We start from the raw sequence: 16,196 nt of genomic DNA on the forward strand, positions 1-16,196 counted from the left end.
TCCACCTTTATTCCTCCTTTACCAAGCTCTCCACCTTACAATATATACTTCCATCAGATAACTGAAGTTCTATGTTTTCTCCCGGTGTCACACTATCAACGGACCTCAGTATTTTATTATCCTTCCCTTTGGCAATTGCATAGCCTCTTGACAATACAGCCAGAGGACTCAAAGCATCCAGTTTGCCGCATATTGATTTTAAAAGCTCCCTCCTTATTTTAGTTTTTAATTGGATATTTTTTATCAAATTTTTACTAACTGTATCTAACAAAAGTCTATTTTCATAAATCTTATCCAATGGATTTCGAAAAGAAGGGGACTGGATTAAATTTTTTAATTTTAGCCTTTTGCTTTCTATCCCTTTATTAAAGGAATAAAATAATCTTGTCTGAAGATTATTTATTTTATCCTTTAATTCATACCGGGAAGGAACTACAATTTCTGCAGCTGCTGAAGGCGTTGGTGCTCTTAGGTCAGAAACAAAGTCAGAAATGGTAAAATCAGTCTCATGGCCTACAGCAGATACGATAGGAATAGCAGACATCACAATACTCCTGGCAACTATTTCCTCGTTAAAAGCCCACAATTCCTCTATAGACCCTCCACCTCTTCCTATAATGATCACATCTACTGTTTTAGATTGATTAAAGTAGTTAATGCCCTCCACAATTTGATAACAAGCCTGTTCCCCTTGCACCAGCACAGGGTAAATAAATACTTGAGCACAAGGAAAACGGCGCTTTAATATATTTAATATGTCCCTTATTGCAGCTCCTGTTGGTGATGTTACCACTCCAATTTTTTGAGGGTATAATGGCAGCGGCTTTTTCCTTTCTTTATCAAACAAGCCTTCACGCTGCAGCTTGGCTTTCAGTTGTTCAAAAGCAATATGTAAAGCGCCAACACCGTCCGGCTGCATATCTTCTATATATAGTTGGTATTGGCCATCTCTTTCATATACTGTAATCCTTCCCTCAGCAATTACTTTCATACCATTTTCCGGCTTAAATTTTAGCCGGCAATTCGCACTTTTAAACATAACCGCACGGATGAGGCTGTATTCATCTTTGAGAGTTAAATATATATGGCCTGAATAATGCAGTTTAAAATTGGATATTTCCCCCCGTATCAATACACCATATAACACCAAGTCGTGGTCCATTAGTGTTTTTATGTAGCTATTGATTTCACTTACTGATAAAATATGTTTACTCATTTATTTAAAAACCTCACTTCCCACCATATTATACAGTCCTAATAGTGCTATGCCTACTGCATTATCAGTAGAAAATTCCGGCTGGGCAAAATAAACATTTGCTTTTCCGTAAAAACTCCCGGTTAAATATTCTTTCATAATCTTATTGGAACATACTCCCCCAACCATTAATATATCCCTGACTCCGGTCTGGTTCACTGCACTCTCAAGAACTCTTTGTATTGAGACTGAAATACAATTTATTACTCCCAGGGCAATTTCATTGGGATTTTCCCCTTTAGAAATTAAACGCTGGGCGTGGGTCTCAGGTCCGGAAAAGTTAATCCATAAATCTTGTGTTGATATGGGAATTCGAACCTTTTTCTCTGCCTCACAAGCCATTTTCTCCAGATATGGCCCGGAGGGAAAAGGCAGACCTAATGAAACACCAACTCTATCTATAAATTGCCCGGCATGTAAATCTCTGGTACCCCCTATTATTTTAATGTCAAATCCATTCTCTATTCTATTTACATATAGTAGTTCTGTAGTCCCTCCCGATATATGAAAAGAGAGAAAATTACGATTTAACAGGCTCCTGACTCCTGCTGACCATATACCTGCCATCATATGTCCTTCCTGGTGGCTATAATATTTTATGGGTATCTGCAGAGTCTCAGCGATCACTTTTGCAAAACCGATCCCACTTAAAAAAACAGGCATGTATGAGTCGTTAACCGGTCTCGGCTTAGAGCTGACCGAAATTACATTTACGTTTCTAATATCAACATTTTTCCTTATTTCTTCTATAAGTTCAGGTAGGTTTTTTACATGCTGAAATAGCGCATCCGACTGACGCAAACCCTTTTCACCGGATTTGACGGATAACAGCTTTCTGCAATTGGCTATTAAGTTTTCTTTCTCATCTACAACAGCGATTGAAGTAGTATAACAGCTTGTATCTATACCCAGTGAAAGCAACATGTTTTTAACTCCGGACCTGCAGTTGTTTACTTATGGAACCTAATACTCCGTTTATAAAAGCACCAGACTCTACATTATCATAAGTTTTAGCCAGTTCTACCGCCTCATTGATGGAAACACTCATTGGAATATCCTCCCTCTTAAGCATTTCAAATACAGCAAGACGTAAAATGGCCATATTTACTTTGGATATTCGATTTATTTTCCATCCTATCGTGTTTTTCTCTATCAAACTGTTAATTTCATCAATGTGTTTCATGGTTCCGGTAACAACATCCTGTATATACGCTTTATCACCATCTTCAAAATTATTCTCTTTAAAAAAGGTTTCTAAAACTTCATCTTTGTCTTCCTTATGAATGTCCATCTGGTAAAGTAATTTAAAAGCTTCTTCCCTTGCTGCCCTTCTGCTCATGATATATCCTCCTTAAATGTTATAGGCTGAGGTAATTTATATGTGTTATTGTATCTAAAATCTATTTTAATCCATTTGGAAAAACTTATCCATCTAATTTGGCTTATTTACCATTATAATTTATTTTAAAATAAAAATAAACCCTCTAATTTGAGGGTTTTTGCAATTATTTTGATTTTTGTTGTTCTTCTTCTTTGGGGAGTATTTCCTTTTTTGTTTCTTTATCGGTATTTACACCTTGAATATGTATATTTACTTTACCAACTTTTAATCCCGTCATTGTTTCTACGGTCTTCTTAACCTTTTCTTGAATTTCCCAGGCAACTTCAGGAATTCTGCATCCGTATTCTACAATTATGTACAGGTCAATGAAAGTTTCTTTCTCCTTAATATCTACTTTAATTCCTTTAGTAAGGTTTTTTCTTCCCAGCATATCTGCGATGCCGCCGGCTATTCCACTGCTCATTCCCGCTACGCCTTTTACGTCCGTCGCAGCTAAACCTGCAATGATAGCGACAACTTCATCGGCGATCTTAACATTACCGATTTCCTCATTTGTGATGATCTGATTCTCTTCCACGTTATTCCCTCCTCATGTGTTAATGCTAAAATAATGCCTCTTATCCATTATACCAAAAAAATATAATATCTACAAATATATATAATTTTTGGGGCATATTTTTTAGTTAATGAATATTATTTACTTCACTTCTACTATTTTTATTTTTTCAACAGCTATCCCCGTTTGTGTAACAACAATATCCTGGATCTGGGCTACCTGGGAAGGTATTAACCCGTCCGATTGTACAACAACGTTTACATTGCCTTCGTTAATAAATACAGCCGTATCTTTAAAACCTTTAGCCTTGATGAGATTTTCGATAATTGCCTCGGTCTCCATCGCTTTAGCCATCTTGATCACTTCATTTTGTGCCTTTGTTTTTGATTCCTTCGGTGAATTTTGGTCATTTACGATGGATTGCAGCAGTTCTAAAGCCTCGCTTCTTGTGCTTTCCTTCTGCATTCTGGCTTCCAGGAAATATTTATTGCTGCTGCCCGTATCAACCACTACCTTTTGGTCCTGTTGTTCCATAGAAGAACTTTCTGCTTCCAAATTGCCATTTACAAGTTTTGCCTCCCCTAAGTTTTTTTGGGATGATGCCTCGGTGTCCTGACTTATGGTAGGAACACTTTCCATGTCCTTTTTATAGGACCAGTTTAAATACCCTGCAACCAGTATCATAATTATCAAAGCTATAATAACAACCTGTCTCTTTTTAATAACCAACATTTTATTTACCCCCTAATTTTTTAATTTTACAAAAACCTGCACCTTATGTGCCGGTATTCCCAAGGCAGTTTTCACTGCTTCACAAATATTGGATTTTGTCCTCAAATCCGCTGCCCCTTCTGCTGCAACTATCACCCCTTTTACCGCTGGTTGTAACTCTTTTAATATTAGAGGCTTTTGATGCCCCCCCTGTTCATTAATAATAAGTGTTTTATTTTCTTTTTCAGTTGCCGTAATTTTTCGATTCCCCCCCTGGTTGTCACTCTCTTCTGTAACAGTTTCTCCATTCCGTGTGTCTATTGCAGGCACTATCTCGGAGCCTGAATAAAATGTAATCATAACAGATACTTTTCCTACCCCCTCAATCTGCGAAAGAATGGACTCCAGTTTATTTTCCAATTGATCTCCATAGGTATCTTCAGTATTTTTTGCTTTAGTTAAGTTTGTGTTTGCTGTAAGCGGAACAGAGTCAGGTGTATTTTTCTTATTATCCTTAAAAAAGCTTCCACTCGCTATTACAATAATGATTCCAATAATTAATATTACAGTTAAGCTAACAATATTCTGCTCTTTTGTAAAATATTTTTTTGAAATATCTTTTAACCAATCCATACGAATCCTCCTCACTGTACATTTTTCTTAACGTGTATTTTTATATTTTCCCTGGGTATATTATATACAGCCTGCAAACCATCTATTATTTTCATTCTCAACTGTTCTTCTTCTTTTGTAAGTATATCTTGCTGTGAAGCATTAGTCTGTTTCGCAGAAGTTTCCTGTTGGTTGATATTTTGAGAACGAGTATTAACTTTCATAGGTCTTACAGGTGCTATTGCCGCAACTACTTTGTTACCCCTATCGGGCAACAACGAGATCTCTATTTCCCTAATTGATCCAAAGCCGCTGCTTTTTAAATTAGTATCTACATTGACTCTTACTTCCGGCTCATACGCTTCGCTCATTACTTTAACTCTTTGTTTAACCTGATCCGTCAGGTTAGCATGATATGTTTTTATAATCTGTTGTGCCTGCTTTTCCTCCATTATTTTGCTTTGCTCTGCAATTCTTGCTTTGTCAATATAGTTACTGATTTCCAGGGTAATTTTATTAAGCAGCAATTCACTGTTTGATATTTGTACTACCGGCTTTATGATCATGACCATTACTATCAAACCTATTACCAGCTTGGAATATTTTTTAAAATTACCGTTGGGCATAAGAATTTCTGCAAAGAACGACACTATTATAACAGTTATAATATTTATAACCCAGTTTCTTACTATGTCCATCCTCTTCACCTACCTGAACATCGCAGATATATTGCCTGCACCAATTACTATTGTTATAGATAATAGAAACATTACTGCTACCGAGACCACCATTGCAAAGATCAAAGTAAGGGAATTTCCCAAATCGGTTATACACTGAACAATTCTTTTATCTGAGACTGGCTCGATAATAGCTCCAGTGAGGCGGTAAATTGTTATTAAAGCCATTATTTTTACTACTGGAATAAAGCAAATCAAAACAATAATGATAAGCCCTGCAATTCCTATGGCGTTTTTTAAAATCAAGGAACAACCAATTACCGTATCCACAGCATCAGATAAAATCCCCCCTACAACCGGAATAAAGTTCCCCACGGCAAACTTTGCTGTTTTGCTGCCAACTCCATCGACTACTGAAGAAGCCAATCCCTGAACTGTGATAACTCCAATAAAGCCTGTAAGCAATATCCCAAGGCACCATTTCCCCAATTGTTTCATAAAATCAATTAATTTTGTAACATGAAATTTATCTGAAATATTATTAACCATCGAAAGTGCTGTGGTAAAAAACAAAACGGGAATTAGAAAATTTTTTATGATTGTTCCAATAATCTGCACAGAGAATAATATGGCCGGCTGAAAAATGGACGCAGAAGTAATATTTCCCGTAGATATTAAAAGGGTCATTAAAGTGGGTACCATGGATTGCATAAACATTACCATGTTGTCAATTACATCCCTTCCTAAATTTACTGCATAAGTGAAACTCTTTATCATAACTCCCACTAAAAAAATATAACAGGCAAAAAATGCAACTTCCCCCACTCCTTCTTTTCCAAAAGAACTTTGAAGGTTGGTTAGTATGCCGCAAATAATCGCTAAGACAATTAATTGAAGCATTATTTTTGCATTCAAGTATATTTCTTTGAGTAAAAGGCCCAGAACCTTTTTAAACAGTGAATCCATATTCCACTCAAGTTTTCCCGCAGATAAATCCTTGGTAATCTTTTCAACATTAAAATCGGGAATGACCTGTCTTGTCTGGGGGTCAATTACTTTATCAGCAACATCCTTTATCTTTTCTACACCAGCTGCTTCATATTGTTCCTCAATAAGATCTCTTGTTTCATTGTCTGCTAAAGCAGTGGTGGTTGCAAGTATTAATAATAAAATTATAAAAAGCAGTATCTTTCTCATATTTTTCTCCTTATGGTAAAATCTCAACAAGCAAGTTTAACAGTGCCAGTATAATAGGAGCGGCTACTACAATAATCAATATTTTTCCCGCAAACTCTATCTTGGATGCTATTGCTCCTTCCCCTGCATCCCTGCAAACTTCTGCCCCAAATTGGGATATATATGCGATTCCAATAACTTTTATGATTGCTGTTACGTAGATTAAATCCAAATCTACTTTATTCGCGATTCCTTCCAGCAGCTTTAACACTGTAGAAAGATTTGCAGCAATCAGAATAAAAATAATAACCCCGGTTATTATACTGATTTGCATGGAGATTTCCGGCCGTTGACCTTTGATGACAATCGAAATAATTGCTGCCACCATTCCCAAACCTACTACCTGTAATATTTCCATAATTTCACCTTCATAAATTAAGTTCACGGTTCACAGTTAAAAGTTCACAGAAAACTGAAATGAAAACTATAATCTGAACATGGTCTTTACTGTATCAAATAGATTGCTTATTTCTCTTATAACCATTAACAAAACTACGATTAAACCCGCAAGAGTTGTAAGCATCGCCTGTTCTTCCCGACCTGATCTTATTAATAATTGATTAAGTACTGAGACCAGTATACCTATTGCAGCAATTTTGAATATCAAATCAATTCCCATATAATATTCCTCCATTTCGTAATAGTGAAAATATTTATTCCGCAAACTCCGAGCTCCGAACTGTTTTCATACTAACTGCCACGCCGGGCAAGCTCGGCACAGCTTCGACATGGGGACGGTTCCTCAGTCGCATGAAAAGCGCATTCGACAGACAAACCGTCCCCAAGTCGCATCCCTTCTTCCTGCTAAACCGGACTTTTTCTGTGGTTTCGGTTTTACTCCCCACTCCCCACTGTCCACTCCCCACTATTTTCATATTAACAGTAATGCAATTAATAATCCGCCTAATAATCCTAGATTTTTATAAAGTCTCTCATTCTTCTCCTTCAACACCTCCGCCTTTTTCTCTTCCATTGAAAGTTTAGAACAGGCAAGGTGGATGTTCTTAATTTGATTTTCCCTGTCAGAACACCCCAGGGAGTTTCCAAAGGCAATAAGAATTTCTTTATCCTCCTTCTGCAAATGCATATCCCTGCTGAGTTTATTGATGGATAGAGCCCAGGCTTCCCGGGCAGTCATCCCGGTCCTTTGTTTTAATAAATGTGAGGAATATTCAAAAATCTGTTTAATGCTCTCAGGTACATACCTGGATATTTTTTCAAAAGCATCCGGAAGAGGATTTACAGAAAATACTATCTCCGCCTCCAGCATCTGAAGTGCTGCCTGGAGTGCCCTTAATTCCTCAGGCCTTTTTGCATACTTGTTCGCCAGGGAATATCCCATAATGGTTGTAGATCCAATGATTAGAATACAACCGATAATTTTAAGTATCATACGATCCCCTACCTCTCCCATCGAATACTTCTTCAATGGTCCCTGTCCCTCTGGACTTGCTCAATACGATTATCTTTTCAAATATATTTTCAACAAGCAGCCTTCCAAGGATAGGACGTTTTATGATATCCTGCCGGCTATAGCCATGAATGGAAGTTATGATTTTCACCCCTGCATTTAGAACCTGTCTCATAGCGACTATATCTTCTTCCGTCCCAATTTCATCAGTTATAATAACAGTGGGAGACATAGACCGTATCATCATAATCATCCCGTATGCTTTCGGACATGCATCCAACACATCGGTCCTGGGTCCTATATCATTCTGTGGAACCCCTTTATAACACCCGGCAATTTCAGACCGTTCATCTACAATGCCTACTTTTATTCCATGGAAATGGAGGCTTTTTATTCCATAACTAAGCTGCCTGGCTATATCTCTTAACATGGTAGTTTTTCCACATTGAGGGGGTGAGATAATTAACGTATTTTCAACGCTATTGCTTCCTTTGACTATATGCTTCATTACATCGTCTGCCGCACCAATAATTTGCTTTGAAATGCGAATATTCATTCCGGATATATCTTTTATCAATGATATTTTATTGTTGCTTGTTATAACTTTTCCGGTAATTCCTACCCTGTGACCTCCTGCAATTGTAATAAACCCATTTTTTAATTCTTCTTGAATAGCATAAATTGAGTTATTACTCATTAATTCCAAGGTTTTATTTATATCTTCCTGCGTAACAATATATGCAAAAGACTCATCTTCACTAAATTTACCTTCTGGAGTAACAAACCATCCCATTGCGTTATCATACAGCATAAGAGGCTTATATACTCTTAACCGGATCTCCTCAACCGGCTGTAGTACATGTTGGGGTATCTTTTTAATGATATTTCTAATGTCAGTTGATAGACATAGAAGTATATCATTTTGAATGATGTCTTTGGTACTCCTGTCTACATTCTTATAACAACTGATTTTTGTTATTTTTTCATTAGCTATTATCATGGTACGTGCCCCCTCTCTCATAAATATAAATATTATACTTTGTCCACTTTTAGAACAAAAAAATAAAGGATATTGAAATTAAAATTTTAATTTCAATATCCTTTATCTTAATTTAACGTGTTGCGCTAGCTTAAATATGATTCCAAGAACTAAGCTACAAAGCTTAGAGCCTGTAAACTCGTTCCGGGTCGCATCAAACTCGCTATCGCTCAAACAGGTGATGCGACTTTTCCTCCACTTCGTTAACAGGCTCTACAGCCTTTTCGCTAGGTTAAAAATTTAATGCTCATGGTCATGATCATGGCCACAGTCACATTCAAACTCGATTTCAATAGGTTCTTTACAGTTTGGACAAATTATTTCCTCTTCATCTTCGGAATCAAACATGTTTTCATCTAAATATACGGTTTCATGACAATTAGGACATTCAACTTCGAAATATTCTATCTCCTCATCTTCATCGTCTTCATCTTCATCATAATCATCATACTCGTCTTCATCATCATATACTTCATATTCCAGTTGAGCAAGGTCTTCATCGATATCTTCCACATGCTCACTTAATTGAGCATGGGAATCTTCCAGGTCGGTAATCGCTTCTGCAAAATCAGCAAGAATATCGATAATATTTTTAAGCAGTTTTCCTTCGTTAGTATTTTCATCAATCTTTAGACCTTCTGCAAGTCCCTTCAGGTACGCAACTCTTTCACCTAAATATTCCATGGTGTCATCCTCCTATAAATATAGTTCATGGTTGGTGGTTAACAGTTAATAAATATACATATTTAATCAATATACCTATTTATTACCAAATACAACCCCCGAACCAATAACTATTTGATATTATTACCATTAAACTCTTTCCATATACTCTCCAGTTCTTGTATCTACCCTGATTATATCTCCTTGATTGATAAAAAGAGGAACGTTGATAGTAGCTCCTGTCTCAAGCGTAGCAGGTTTTGTCGCACCTGTCGCCGTATCACCCTTGAAACCGGGTTCTGTTTCTGTTACTTCTAATTCAACAAAGTTAGGAGGTTCTACGCCAAATACATTACCTTTATATGAAAGTATTTTAACAACCATATTTTCCTTCACAAACTTAAGAGCATCTCCTAGTTGGCTCTCATTAAGAGGTAATTGTTCGTAGGTTTCCTGATCCATAAAATAGTAAAGACCGCCATCATTGTAAAGATATTGCATATCTTTTCTTTCAATGTGTGCCTTAGGCATTTTTTCCGTAGGTCTGAAGGTTTTTTCTACAACAGCACCGGTGATAACATTTTTTAGCCTGGTTCTAACAAAAGCAGCTCCCTTACCAGGTTTTACATGCTGGAATTCAACAATCTGATAAACATTACCATCTAATTCAAAAGTTATACCGTTTCTAAATTCACCTGCAGATATCATTAGTAAATCCCTCCGTTATTTATTTGAAGATTGAGATTAAGATAGTGAAAATGCACCCTCTTAATCATAATAGCTTTATACTTCTATAAACCTAATCTTCATAATGCTTTTATTTATAGTATTGTCTACAATAGTTTAAATTAAAATCAGTAAAATTTCAAGGATAATTTTGCTAAACAACTAAATTATTAATAATTCTTTGGTAGATGATGTGAGGTTATCTATCCCTTCTTGCGTTACTACAACCATATCTTCTATTCTGACACCTCCAAAGCCTTCAATATAGATTCCCGGTTCAATGGTAACTACCATTCCCGGCTTAAGTATTTCTTCGCTCAGTACAGATAACCGGGGGGCTTCATGGATTTCTCTACCTACACCATGGCCTAAACCGTGTCCAAAATTCTTTTCATAGCCATAACCAGCAATAATGTCCCTCGCTATTTTATCAATCTCTCTCCCCTTTTTGCCAGGGATTACTGATTCAAGGGCTTTCTTTTGCGCCCCTAAGACAATATTATATATTTCTTTCTGTTTTTCATTAAGGGTTCCTATTCCAATGGTTCTTGTCATATCCGAGCAATAACCCTCGAATATGCATCCAAAATCCAGTGTAACAAGGTCTCCCGTTTCAATTTTTTTATCAGTAGCCACTCCATGGGGGAGTGAGGAACGAACCCCTGAAGCCACAATCATGTCAAAGGATAAAGCTTTTGCACCACTTCTTCTCATGAAAAATTCCAGTTCAAAAGCCACCTCAAGCTCAGTCATCCCAGGCTTAATATTTTTTATGATATGTGAAAATGCCAGATCAGCAATTCTTGCCGCTTCTTTCATCCTGCTGATTTCTGCTTCATCTTTAATTTTTCTCAAGTCTACAATTAAATCCTCTATAGGAATTAATTCTGCTGTCTCAAGTTTTTCTTTAAACTGCTCATATTGAGAATAAGTTATATCTTTATCTTCAAAACCTAATGTTTTTATATGATGCTTTTTTAACAAAAGATTGATTGACTCGAAGGGTGTTCCTTCAAACTGAATTACTTCAAAATAGGTCGCTTGCTTTGCTGCCTGTTGGGTATAACGAAAATCGGTAAGTAGAAAAGCACCATCCTGTGTAACAATTCCATACCCTGCCGTACCATAAAAACCGGTGATATACGACCGGTTAACAGAGTTAGTAATCATTACAGCATCTAAATTTTTCTCTTTTAGCTTTTCCTGCAAATTATTTAATCGTGTTTGTAGAATCATTAACACACCAACTTTCTTAGCCTCATCTTGCATTCAACTTCATAATGACAGCATTTAGTCCCAATATGTAGCTGTCTCCCCCAAACCCGCTTATCTGCCCTACACACACCGGAGCAATCACAGATTTGGCTCTGAACTCTTCTCTTGCATGAACATTGGATAGGTGAATTTCAACGGTAGGGATGCTTACAGCCTTTATTGCATCTCTTATGGCTATACTATAATGAGTGTATGCACCCGGGTTGATAACAATTCCTCCATATACTCCCATTGCAGCATGGATTTTATCAATAATTTCACCTTCATGATTTGACTGAAAAATATCAACCTGAACGCCTAGTTTTTCAGCTTCCTGTCTAATCCTATCGTTTATGCTGTCAAAGGTTTCTGTCCCATATATCCCTTTTTCCCTGATACCCAACAGGTTCAAATTCGGCCCGTGGATGACCAGTATCTTTTTCTCTTCACTCTTCACTCCCCACTCCCCACTTTCTTCATATATATTTTCTTTAACTCTAAAGCGTCTTCCGCCATAGTACCTCTCGACTCACATATAATTACAGGACTGAGATTTCTCTTATAGACAATCTCAGCAACCGGTTCAAATTCCGGACCATATTCTATATCGCAGAAGCTCCAGTGCTTCTTTTCCCCCCCGGAAGTGAATTCTATACGGCTGAAATGGCTGTGAAAGTTTTTTAATCTTTCACTGCCCAACGAATTCTCAATAATATCAAAAACTTTCTCAAAATCACTTTTACCAACCAGGCAGCCCAATCCCCGTGCATGTATATGTCCAAAATCAATAGTGGGTATAAGTCTTTCATCAATTTTGCAGAGTTCCATCACTTCTTCAAGCGTTCCCAACTGGTTGATCTTCCCTAATGTTTCGGGACATATATGTATGTCGTCCAACCCTAGAGCATCCGCCTCCTTAAGTGCCTCTTTCAATGTATCTTTTGCCAATTCTAAAGCTGCTTCTCTATTGATTTTACTGCATGAACCGGGGTGTACTACTACTCTTTTTGCACCCATCCAGCGGGCTGCTGTCATTGTTTCAATGATATATCTTTTGCTGCCCTCCCTTTTTTCCGCCTCAATGCTTGCCAGGTTAATATAGTAAGGGGCATGTACGCTTAATTCAATACCAAAAGCCCTGGCGTTTTCACCCAGTTTTTTGGCAGTTTTCTCTGAAATATTGACGCCCTTGCTGCACTGGTATTCATAAGCATCCAGCCCCATATTTTTAAGCCATTCCGGCATCTGAAGCGATGATTTATAACCCTGTTCATAAAAAATATCCGAATTTCCCGAAGGACCGAACTTTGCTGCCATCTGTTTCTCCTTTCACAACTTCAATAGAAATGTATCAAATATTATTTTTCCATTTCTTTCCTGTATATATTCATAATCATCGATACAACCTGCTCTACAGTTAATAGTGAAACATCTATTTCATAATCATTATTGCTGTAATACGCTTCCCTTTGGTTTAATATTGCCTCTATTCTACTTCTTAAATCACCATGCTGTAAAAGAGGTCTGTTGCTATTTTGGGAAGTATTTCTCAGTATGGTTTCAACATCTGCTTTTAACCGGATTATAATCCCATTCTTCCTGAGATTTTGCATGTTTTCAGATCTGAGAACTACCCCACCACCCGTTGCAATTACCATGTTCTCCTGCTGTGCAACCTTTTCAACAACCTTGCTCTCCAGCTCCCGGAAATATGCTTCACCTTTTTGAGAGAATATTTCTGAAATTGTCATCCCTTGCTCATGCTCAATGATATGATCCGTATCAATAAATCCCATATCCAATTCACCGGCCACATGCTTTCCAACGGTTGACTTTCCCGTCCCCATGAAACCGGTAAGAACAATATTTTGTTTCATCCTAACCTCCATCTATTTGTGTCTTGGATTTTTTTTCACTATTTCAGCCGCTTTGATAATGGCAGCGGTAACATCAGCTTCACATTGCTGCTGGAGAGTATTTACCTTTGTATACAGTTCACCCTTTTCGGTAACAACATATTTGGGCGGCAAATGATTCAGTGCAAGGGCAGCAATGTCCATTAAACACTTTTCACAGGTACAGCAATGAATGTCATTTAATACTCTTTCCAGCATATTAAATACGACTTCTTCCATGTAGTTTTTCAGGTGCATTTATATTCCCCCTAACTAATTAATATTTATTTTTATTTCTGCTTCTTTAAACCATTGCTCTATTGTTTGCAGCATTACGGAATAGTTTTTGCTAAAATTCAACTCTTTCTTAATCTGCTCTTTTACTGAATCATAAGAATAATAATTTTTCTCTAGTACTTTTACAATGTAATAACCATATGATGTTTTAATTGGATTACTCACCTGATTTACTGATAATGAAAAAACAATGTCTTCAAATAATTTTTCCCTAGTACCACGCTTAAACTCATACATATAATCATTTTTGTCAGTAAGTTCCTCACAATAAGTACCTTTTAATTGATAAAAATCCTGCCCGCTTTTTGCTTTTTGTGAAACTTCTGCAGCCAATTTCACAGCCTCGGCATCAGTTCGCTTTAAGTTTGAAATATAAATATGGCTGATTGTTCTGTATTCATAATTATCACGGTTGGAATTATAAAAATGCCTTATTTCCGTTATAAGAAACTTATAAAAAGTTATAAATTTTATAACTTTTATGTTCTTTTCCTTATTCATAGAGTCCGCTTTCGGAATTCTACTTGCGTTTGGTATGACTCTCCAAAGGCTTAAATTCCGATGTAACGACACCGTACATACCAACATAATTCGTTAAGTGAATTATGCTGATTTTCCATATTTCATTAGATTTATAGCTGCATTTATATCTCTGTCATGCATTATTCCACATTCAGGACACACCCATTTTCTTGTTGATAAAGACATCTTATCTAAAATATATCCACATTCACTACATGTCTTGCTTGATGGATAATACCTGTCTGCTACTATAAACCTAATATGATTCCATTTACATTTATATTCCATTATTCTACGAAACTCGCTAAACATTTGTTCTTGTACGGATTTTGCTAATTTATGGTTTTTAACCATACCTTTAATATTTAAATTTTCCATACACACAAACTCTGGCTTGGCTTTCACCAGTTTAGCAGTTTCTTGATGTAAATAATTTGTACGAATGTCTTTTATTTTTTTATGGACTTTACGAATAAGGCACTCCAACTTAATAATGTTTTTAGTTTTCTTATAACGGTTTACACCTCCTTCTTTTTGTTTTTCATATTTTCTTGATAATTTACGTTGGAGTCTTTTTAATTTTTTATTTAATCTTCTTATTTCTTGACTCTTATTAATATTAGGTATTTTTCTACCATCATTAATTACTGCTAAATCTTTAACTCCTAAGTCAATGCCTATTCCATCTGAATACTTTTGGTTGTTGGTAGGTTTATAATCAATACTTACGGTTATAAACCAATTAAAACCATCAAATTTTATTCTTGGATTATAAAATTTTTCCGCTGTTTGTAATTCGATTCTATTTTCAGATAGTTTAATCCATCCTATCTTTTCAAGTTTTACTTTATCACCTTTAAATTTTAAATGTCCTAAATCTTCTCTGTGATAAAACCCTTGTTGTACATCTTTTTTGCTTTTAAATTTTGGATGTCCTTCTAAATCATAAACTGTCAATTGTCTACCTTGTCTTAATGCTTTTTTCTTAGTTTTTTCAGAATAATGTTTATTTTCTATTCTGAAAAAGTTTTTATAAGCTATGCATAAATCCTTTATTGCTTGTTTTGGTATTTGTGCTGAAACTTCATTTAACCAATTATATTCAGGATTTTTCTTTAGTTGTGTTAGTTCCTTTCTTAACTCTTCATCGTTTATAAACTTGCCACCGTTTTTAAAATTTTCTAATTGCTTAGATAAAGCCCAATTATAAGCCCATCGTGCTACATCTGCACATTTCTTTAATAAAGTCTTTTGTTTATTGTTAGGTAATAATTGTACTCTAATTGTCTTTATCATCTTCGGTCAACTCCTCAATCATTTTACGTGCTTTGTTTGCTCTTTTACCTTGAAGTTTACAAGAAAATACAGTTATTATTTGCACTAAATCTTCAACAAGTTCTTGTTGTTCAGTTTTTTCTGTACTATCTATTACTTCAATTTCACATCCATACAGATTAGATATATATTCCACCAATTCAAAACCAAATCTTAACAATCTATCTTTATAAAGAACAACGACTTTTTCAACTTCATTGTTGACTATTTTTCTTAATAATGTTCTTAATCCTTTTTTAGTATAATTAATCCCACTGCCTATATCTTCAATTATTTCATAATTTTTATTTTGTTTGTCTAAATATAATTTCATGTTTTCAACTTGTCGTTGTAAATCGTCTTTTTGTTTATACGAAGATACTCGGCAATATCCTATAATAACTTTTGATTTTTTATCTTCTTTAATATTTAATACTTGTTTTAATTGATCATGCGAATAATATCTATATCCATTAGCACCTGTATGATGTGGAATAAGTAATCCTTTTTTGTCCCAGTTTCTTAATGTTTGAGGAGTTTTTCCAACTAATTTAGAAAACTCATGTATAGTATAATACTTCACATTAACCACCTCTAATTGTATTAGACTATACTAAATTATAAATGTCAACATTAATTTATGACTTTTTATAACTTTTTATTAACTGTTGTCAACCTCCAAACAT

At 35.7% G+C, this 16,196-nt stretch carries 22 protein-coding genes; all 22 read right to left on the minus strand.

Annotation, left to right across the window (positions count from 1 at the left end):
* Nucleotides 1-7 precede the first annotated feature (7 nt).
* On the minus strand, nucleotides 8-1,216 hold the full coding sequence (gene xseA / locus CIB29_RS03965; protein WP_094546985.1) for an exodeoxyribonuclease VII large subunit: 1,209 nt from the start codon (nucleotides 1,214-1,216) through the stop codon (nucleotides 8-10).
* Nucleotides 1,217-2,179 (minus strand): Kae1-like domain-containing protein, encoded by a 963-nt coding sequence (locus CIB29_RS03970; protein WP_094546987.1) that lies wholly within the window; start codon nucleotides 2,177-2,179, stop codon nucleotides 1,217-1,219.
* Between the two features lie 4 nt (nucleotides 2,180-2,183).
* A complete protein-coding gene (gene nusB / locus CIB29_RS03975; RefSeq protein WP_094546988.1) occupies nucleotides 2,184-2,594 on the minus strand; it encodes a transcription antitermination factor NusB in 411 nt (136 codons plus the stop codon).
* Between the two features lie 166 nt (nucleotides 2,595-2,760).
* Nucleotides 2,761-3,174 carry an Asp23/Gls24 family envelope stress response protein gene (locus tag CIB29_RS03980; RefSeq protein ID WP_094546990.1) on the minus strand — a complete coding sequence of 138 codons (414 nt, stop codon included), beginning with the start codon at nucleotides 3,172-3,174 and terminating at the stop codon, nucleotides 2,761-2,763.
* A gap of 120 nt (nucleotides 3,175-3,294) precedes the next feature.
* On the minus strand, nucleotides 3,295-3,885 hold the full coding sequence (locus CIB29_RS03985; protein WP_094546991.1) for a SpoIIIAH-like family protein: 591 nt from the start codon (nucleotides 3,883-3,885) through the stop codon (nucleotides 3,295-3,297).
* A gap of 12 nt (nucleotides 3,886-3,897) precedes the next feature.
* Nucleotides 3,898-4,497, minus strand: a complete 600-nt coding sequence (gene spoIIIAG, locus CIB29_RS03990) for a stage III sporulation protein AG (protein ID WP_094546993.1) — start codon at nucleotides 4,495-4,497, stop codon at nucleotides 3,898-3,900.
* A gap of 11 nt (nucleotides 4,498-4,508) precedes the next feature.
* Complete coding sequence (spoIIIAF, locus tag CIB29_RS03995; protein WP_094546995.1) at nucleotides 4,509-5,174, minus strand: stage III sporulation protein AF; 666 nt, start codon at nucleotides 5,172-5,174, stop codon at nucleotides 4,509-4,511.
* A gap of 9 nt (nucleotides 5,175-5,183) precedes the next feature.
* Complete coding sequence (spoIIIAE, locus tag CIB29_RS04000) at nucleotides 5,184-6,350, minus strand: stage III sporulation protein AE (protein WP_094546997.1); 1,167 nt, start codon at nucleotides 6,348-6,350, stop codon at nucleotides 5,184-5,186.
* A gap of 10 nt (nucleotides 6,351-6,360) precedes the next feature.
* Nucleotides 6,361-6,747 (minus strand): stage III sporulation protein AD, encoded by a 387-nt coding sequence (spoIIIAD, locus tag CIB29_RS04005; RefSeq protein WP_094546999.1) that lies wholly within the window; start codon nucleotides 6,745-6,747, stop codon nucleotides 6,361-6,363.
* Between the two features lie 66 nt (nucleotides 6,748-6,813).
* A complete protein-coding gene (gene spoIIIAC / locus CIB29_RS04010; protein ID WP_094547001.1) occupies nucleotides 6,814-7,008 on the minus strand; it encodes a stage III sporulation protein AC in 195 nt (64 codons plus the stop codon).
* A gap of 252 nt (nucleotides 7,009-7,260) precedes the next feature.
* On the minus strand, nucleotides 7,261-7,782 hold the full coding sequence (gene spoIIIAB / locus CIB29_RS04020; RefSeq protein ID WP_157910197.1) for a stage III sporulation protein SpoIIIAB: 522 nt from the start codon (nucleotides 7,780-7,782) through the stop codon (nucleotides 7,261-7,263).
* The gene (spoIIIAA, locus tag CIB29_RS04025; protein WP_094547007.1) at nucleotides 7,772-8,800 is read right to left on the minus strand and encodes a stage III sporulation protein AA; all 1,029 of its coding nucleotides are present in this window, start codon (nucleotides 8,798-8,800) and stop codon (nucleotides 7,772-7,774) included. The genes spoIIIAB and spoIIIAA overlap by 11 nt, the downstream gene beginning before the upstream one ends.
* Nucleotides 8,801-9,079: 279 nt before the next feature.
* On the minus strand, nucleotides 9,080-9,523 hold the full coding sequence (locus CIB29_RS04030) for a CD1247 N-terminal domain-containing protein (protein ID WP_094547009.1): 444 nt from the start codon (nucleotides 9,521-9,523) through the stop codon (nucleotides 9,080-9,082).
* Nucleotides 9,524-9,652: 129 nt separating this feature from the next.
* On the minus strand, nucleotides 9,653-10,210 hold the full coding sequence (gene efp / locus CIB29_RS04035; protein WP_094547011.1) for an elongation factor P: 558 nt from the start codon (nucleotides 10,208-10,210) through the stop codon (nucleotides 9,653-9,655).
* Nucleotides 10,211-10,390: 180 nt separating this feature from the next.
* Nucleotides 10,391-11,461 (minus strand): M24 family metallopeptidase, encoded by a 1,071-nt coding sequence (locus tag CIB29_RS04040; protein ID WP_094547636.1) that lies wholly within the window; start codon nucleotides 11,459-11,461, stop codon nucleotides 10,391-10,393.
* Between the two features lie 25 nt (nucleotides 11,462-11,486).
* Nucleotides 11,487-11,939 carry a type II 3-dehydroquinate dehydratase gene (aroQ, locus tag CIB29_RS04045; protein ID WP_094547013.1) on the minus strand — a complete coding sequence of 151 codons (453 nt, stop codon included), beginning with the start codon at nucleotides 11,937-11,939 and terminating at the stop codon, nucleotides 11,487-11,489.
* Entirely contained in the window at nucleotides 11,936-12,799 is an 864-nt protein-coding gene (locus CIB29_RS04050; protein WP_094547015.1) for a TIM barrel protein, read from the minus strand. Before CIB29_RS04050 ends, aroQ begins: the two co-directional genes overlap by 4 nt.
* 41 nt (nucleotides 12,800-12,840) lie before the next feature.
* A complete protein-coding gene (locus CIB29_RS04055) occupies nucleotides 12,841-13,359 on the minus strand; it encodes a shikimate kinase (RefSeq protein WP_094547017.1) in 519 nt (172 codons plus the stop codon).
* A gap of 12 nt (nucleotides 13,360-13,371) precedes the next feature.
* Nucleotides 13,372-13,635 carry a late competence development ComFB family protein gene (locus CIB29_RS04060; protein ID WP_094547019.1) on the minus strand — a complete coding sequence of 88 codons (264 nt, stop codon included), beginning with the start codon at nucleotides 13,633-13,635 and terminating at the stop codon, nucleotides 13,372-13,374.
* Nucleotides 13,636-13,650: 15 nt separating this feature from the next.
* Nucleotides 13,651-14,175: a peptidylprolyl isomerase gene (locus CIB29_RS04065; protein WP_157910198.1), complete on the minus strand. Its 525-nt coding sequence runs from the start codon at nucleotides 14,173-14,175 to the stop codon at nucleotides 13,651-13,653.
* A 102-nt stretch (nucleotides 14,176-14,277) separates the two neighbouring features.
* A complete protein-coding gene (locus tag CIB29_RS04070; protein WP_094546563.1) occupies nucleotides 14,278-15,492 on the minus strand; it encodes an RNA-guided endonuclease InsQ/TnpB family protein in 1,215 nt (404 codons plus the stop codon).
* Nucleotides 15,476-16,093 (minus strand): IS607 family transposase, encoded by a 618-nt coding sequence (locus CIB29_RS04075; protein ID WP_094546561.1) that lies wholly within the window; start codon nucleotides 16,091-16,093, stop codon nucleotides 15,476-15,478. Before CIB29_RS04075 ends, CIB29_RS04070 begins: the two co-directional genes overlap by 17 nt.
* Nucleotides 16,094-16,196 lie beyond the last annotated feature (103 nt).

It is taken from the genome of Petroclostridium xylanilyticum (assembly GCF_002252565.1).
GTDB lineage: Bacteria > Bacillota > Clostridia > SK-Y3 > SK-Y3 > Petroclostridium > Petroclostridium xylanilyticum.

Excerpts from the sequence above, each read along its gene's own strand:
- xseA (WP_094546985.1), bottom strand. The coding sequence starts at position 1,216 with ATGAGTAAACATATTTTATCAGTAAGTGAAATCAATAGCTACATAAAA.
- CIB29_RS03970 (WP_094546987.1), bottom strand. The coding sequence starts at position 2,179 with ATGTTGCTTTCACTGGGTATAGATACAAGCTGTTATACTACTTCAATC.
- nusB (WP_094546988.1), bottom strand. The coding sequence starts at position 2,594 with ATGAGCAGAAGGGCAGCAAGGGAAGAAGCTTTTAAATTACTTTACCAG.
- CIB29_RS03985 (WP_094546991.1), bottom strand. The coding sequence starts at position 3,885 with ATGTTGGTTATTAAAAAGAGACAGGTTGTTATTATAGCTTTGATAATT.
- spoIIIAG (WP_094546993.1), bottom strand. The coding sequence starts at position 4,497 with ATGGATTGGTTAAAAGATATTTCAAAAAAATATTTTACAAAAGAGCAG.
- spoIIIAF (WP_094546995.1), bottom strand. The coding sequence starts at position 5,174 with ATGGACATAGTAAGAAACTGGGTTATAAATATTATAACTGTTATAATA.
- spoIIIAE (WP_094546997.1), bottom strand. The coding sequence starts at position 6,350 with ATGAGAAAGATACTGCTTTTTATAATTTTATTATTAATACTTGCAACC.
- spoIIIAD (WP_094546999.1), bottom strand. The coding sequence starts at position 6,747 with ATGGAAATATTACAGGTAGTAGGTTTGGGAATGGTGGCAGCAATTATT.
- spoIIIAC (WP_094547001.1), bottom strand. The coding sequence starts at position 7,008 with ATGGGAATTGATTTGATATTCAAAATTGCTGCAATAGGTATACTGGTC.
- spoIIIAB (WP_157910197.1), bottom strand. The coding sequence starts at position 7,782 with ATGATACTTAAAATTATCGGTTGTATTCTAATCATTGGATCTACAACC.
- spoIIIAA (WP_094547007.1), bottom strand. The coding sequence starts at position 8,800 with ATGATAATAGCTAATGAAAAAATAACAAAAATCAGTTGTTATAAGAAT.
- CIB29_RS04030 (WP_094547009.1), bottom strand. The coding sequence starts at position 9,523 with ATGGAATATTTAGGTGAAAGAGTTGCGTACCTGAAGGGACTTGCAGAA.
- efp (WP_094547011.1), bottom strand. The coding sequence starts at position 10,210 with ATGATATCTGCAGGTGAATTTAGAAACGGTATAACTTTTGAATTAGAT.
- CIB29_RS04050 (WP_094547015.1), bottom strand. The coding sequence starts at position 12,799 with ATGGCAGCAAAGTTCGGTCCTTCGGGAAATTCGGATATTTTTTATGAA.
- CIB29_RS04055 (WP_094547017.1), bottom strand. The coding sequence starts at position 13,359 with ATGAAACAAAATATTGTTCTTACCGGTTTCATGGGGACGGGAAAGTCA.
- CIB29_RS04060 (WP_094547019.1), bottom strand. The coding sequence starts at position 13,635 with ATGCACCTGAAAAACTACATGGAAGAAGTCGTATTTAATATGCTGGAA.
- CIB29_RS04065 (WP_157910198.1), bottom strand. The coding sequence starts at position 14,175 with ATGAATAAGGAAAAGAACATAAAAGTTATAAAATTTATAACTTTTTAT.
- CIB29_RS04070 (WP_094546563.1), bottom strand. The coding sequence starts at position 15,492 with ATGATAAAGACAATTAGAGTACAATTATTACCTAACAATAAACAAAAG.